Annotated in this window: 3 protein-coding genes; 2 read left to right on the top strand and 1 reads right to left on the bottom strand. The window is 59.9% G+C overall.

Annotated elements, in window-relative coordinates; all coding sequences use genetic code 11:
- Together VMR39_RS04570 and VMR39_RS04565 are read left to right on the top strand one after the other, a co-directional pair.
- Window positions 1-505 (top strand): hypothetical protein (locus VMR39_RS04570; protein ID WP_325414807.1); only part of this gene is annotated, 505 nt, incomplete at its 5' end.
- Entirely contained in the window at window positions 502-1,686 is a 1,185-nt protein-coding gene (locus tag VMR39_RS04565) for an alpha/beta hydrolase (protein ID WP_325414805.1), read from the top strand. The genes VMR39_RS04570 and VMR39_RS04565, both read left to right, overlap by 4 nt.
- On the opposite strand, the gene VMR39_RS04560 is transcribed toward VMR39_RS04565, so the two are convergent.
- On the bottom strand, window positions 1,683-3,667 hold a 1,985-nt coding region (locus VMR39_RS04560), incomplete at its 5' end, for a serine hydrolase domain-containing protein (RefSeq protein ID WP_325414803.1). The two genes, VMR39_RS04565 and VMR39_RS04560, sit on opposite strands and share 4 nt — an antisense overlap.

The raw sequence follows: 3,667 nt of genomic DNA, 5'->3' as shown, positions 1-3,667 counted from the left end.
GATATCGATGACATACAGCGGCGCCGATACCGGCATGGAGCTCGTCGCGCTGGCGCTTCAAGGCAATCTCTCGCAGGCGGGTATCGACATCGCCCTCGCCCCGCTCGCGCCCGCCGCAACCCAGCAGAGCTTTGCAACGCGCAAGTACCAGGCCGGACTTTATCGATCGCCAATCCCGTTTCCCGATCCCTTTATCGTTATGGATCCACTCTTTGCTTCCTATGGCGCCAACCAGCGCAACGCGAACTTCAGCGGCTATTCGGACAAGCAGACCGATCAGCTTCTGCGCCAGGGCATGACGGCCTTCGCCGACGAGGAAATCGCGAAGGCCTATCAAGCCGCGCAGCGGCGCGTCCTCGATGAGACGCCGATCGTCGTTCTTTGCGCCTCCAACGGATTCCTGGCCCTCTCGAGAAATATTAAAGGCCTGGATTATTCGACCTGGTTGCCCACGGACCTGCCGGCGGACAAGGCCATACGCACAACAGGAGATCAGTTTTCATGAAGATCAACCGGATGGCAGCTCTGCCGCGCTGGAGCGCCATGTGCGTTATCGCGGTTCTCTTGTTTCTCGCCGGCGGCACCACCGCATTGTTCTGGGGCAGAGCCAAGGTGCAGGACTTCATCGTCCTGTTAAACCGGGTTCCTCCGGACAAGGGTGTCGCCGACTCCCGCTATGTGGTTATCGGCGGTGTGCGCCAATGGCTTCAGATACGTGGCCAGGACACGGAAAATCCCATTCTGCTCTATGTTCATGGCGGTCCGGGCGACGCATCGAGCCCACTGAGCTGGGTCACGCAGCGGCCTTGGGAGGATTACTTCACGGTCGTTCAATGGGATCAGCGCGGCGCCGGCTTGAGCGGCGAAATCGATCGCGACAAATGGAACGGGACGGTCACCAAGGAGCAGATCGTGTCGGACACGATCGAAGTCATCGAATATCTCCGCAAGCGCTTCAACAAGCGCAAGATCATTCTCCTCGGCCATTCATGGGGAACGATTCCGGCGTCCATCGTTGCCCAGGAACGGCCGGACCTTGTTTCCCTTCTCGTAAACATGGGCGTCGTTGTCGGCTGGCATGCCAATTATGAAAGGCGGCATGCTGAAGTGCTGGCGGAAGCACGTCAGCGGAACGACAAGGCCGTGATCTCTGCCATCGAATCCCATTCGACAATTCCCGATCCCCACGATCTCGAGCAATATCAGGCTTGGATGGGCGCCAGCCGCAAGGCAATGTGCGACTGGGGCCACTGCTTTTATCTGTTCGACAGGAAGGACATCACCGCGGCCTTCACAACGGCCGGGTTCATCTCGCCCTATATATCGACGGGCGACCTTCTTTATGCATTCGGACAGCCTCTCACCGGCTGGCTGGCGCCCCGCCCCACGCCAACGCCGAAAGAACTCTTTGTCTCGATCGATCAGGTCGATCTGAGGCGCGACCTGAGCCTCCATTTCGAAATGCCGGTCCTCTATGTCATGGGCGCGCACGACCTCCAGACCCCCACGAGCCTCGCGAGAGAATATGTCGCCACAGTAACGGCCCCGCAAAAGACTTTCGTGGTATTCGACCGGGCTTCACATGCGTTGATCACCGAAGTGCCGGGCAAGTTGCTGGTCACGCTGGTCGATGCGGCAACCCGCGCCGGCGCCTTCGATGTAGACAAGCCCGCTTCCGCGCCCTAGGGAAAGCGGAAGCCCAGATAGTTGATGTCGGCATAGAAGCAGCAAAGTGCAATCGCGGCGACCGTCATCGCAATTCGATGCCAGCTCGACCAACCTGCGGGAAAGAGCAGCCCGTTTCGTAACCAGTCGAGGGCGACAGAAAGGCAGAGAGCCCCGGCCGACAGCAGAAGCAGATTGGCGGCGGCGCGCGCCGCGATGAAGCGTCCGCTTTCGCCCACGAGATCGTCCAGATCGTTGCGCCAACCGAAGAGAATGACCGGAATGGCGATGGCGCAGAGCGCGCTGCCGATGGCGGCCCATCTGCCCCATCTCTGGAAACGGTTGTCCGACATCCACATCGCCGCGAGAAGTCCGGTCGCGACGATGGCGGTGAGGATCTGGAACGCCCCCATCAAGATCGCGGGCCGTTCCCAGAAGAACGTCGTCTTCACATAGGCGCTGGGTTGCATGGTCATGGAGGCAGCCATCCGTCCCGTGCCTGGATCCTTGAAGAAGCCGGCGAGCTGGGGCGAGTGCGGGCTTGCAAAAAGTCCCGGTCGTATTTGCTTGTATCCATCCCGGCCGTTGATCTTGAGCCCGCCAGTCCCGGGCTCGACGGTCATCGTGTCGGCGAAAAGCAACGAGCGCAGTCTGAACATGGTGGTTTCGACACTGCGGGTCGTCAGATAAGTCCCGAACAACACGCGAGGGTCGAGATTGACGGCACCGGCTGCCGGTTTAGGAAATTTCGCCGCACTGAAAGCATCAGGTCCAAGCATCGCGCCGAGCAGCGGCACAAGGGCGTCGGGCATATCGAGCGACGGAGCGCCCGATCTTTTGGCGCCGAGAAGCAGGTTGCGATAGTAGGGCCATGTGAACGGCACCGGCGGCGGCGTGTCCCAGTTCATCAGAAAGACGAACAAGCCCTTGCCCTGATCCGGAAGCAGCAGCATTTCGCTTCTAAAACCGGGCAGAACACCGCCATGATGCGCAACACGAACGCCGCCGAGCGAGAGCGTCTCATAGAGCAGGCCGAAACCGCCGACCAGCGGATTGTCGGCCTCCGACTGCTGGAGAAGAAGATCACGGGTCCGTTGCGAAATCACAGAACCGCCGCCATCGGCGAGCAACGCCTGCATGTAGAGCGCAATATCCCAGGCCGTGGTGATAATCCCACCCGCCGGCGCGATGATGGGGGCTGGATAGATCGTCTTCAGGCGACGCGGCTTCGATTTATCGGATAGATCATAAGCGACGGCTTCATTTGCCAGCGGCGTCGTGTAGCTCGCGAACGTATGATTCATTCCAAGCGGCTGGAAGATGTGTTCTTTCAGATAATCCGCATATCGCTCCCCCGACACGTCCTGCACGACCGCGCCGAGAACCGATGCGCCAAAATTTGAATAGCCGGATATGGTGCCCGGCTTGCGCACGACATTCGGGCTGAGCCGCTCATATTCAGCGACCGACGGCTCGTCGGTGGTGACACGGTAGCTGAGGGTATCGAAAGAGGCTTCCTCAAATCCGGCACGATGATGCAGAAGGTCCCAAAGCGTGACCTCCGTTCCCTCGAATTTCGGAAGATGAAATCGCTTCAGATAGAGATTGGCCGGATCACGCAGGGATTTGATCTTGCCCGCTTCATATAGCTGGGCGACCGCGAGCGCGGTGAAGGTCTTCGTCACCGAAGCGATCGGGAGCTCGCTTGTCGTACCCTCGAGCGGAATACCACGGCCCATGTCCTCAAATCCGTAGCTTCGCATCGTCGCCGCGCCACTACCGTCGACATAGGCGACCACGGCACCCGCCGTACGCCCTTCCGCGACCGCTTTGGAAAAGACGGCGTCGGCCGTCTGCATGACGGCTGCCGTGGCATTGCCATCTTGCGCGGCCGAGGGGCCGATGCCCGTCCAGCCAACCGTCAGAAGGGTCAGCACCGACGCCAATTTCACCCCGATACCTCGCATACGGTCCTCCAATTTACATACATTCATGAATGTAT

Source organism: Sphingobium sp. (assembly GCF_035511395.1).
GTDB lineage: Bacteria > Pseudomonadota > Alphaproteobacteria > Sphingomonadales > Sphingomonadaceae > Sphingobium.
Note: the sequence above shows the minus strand (reverse complement) of the source record. Positions and strands in the feature narration are given on the sequence as shown.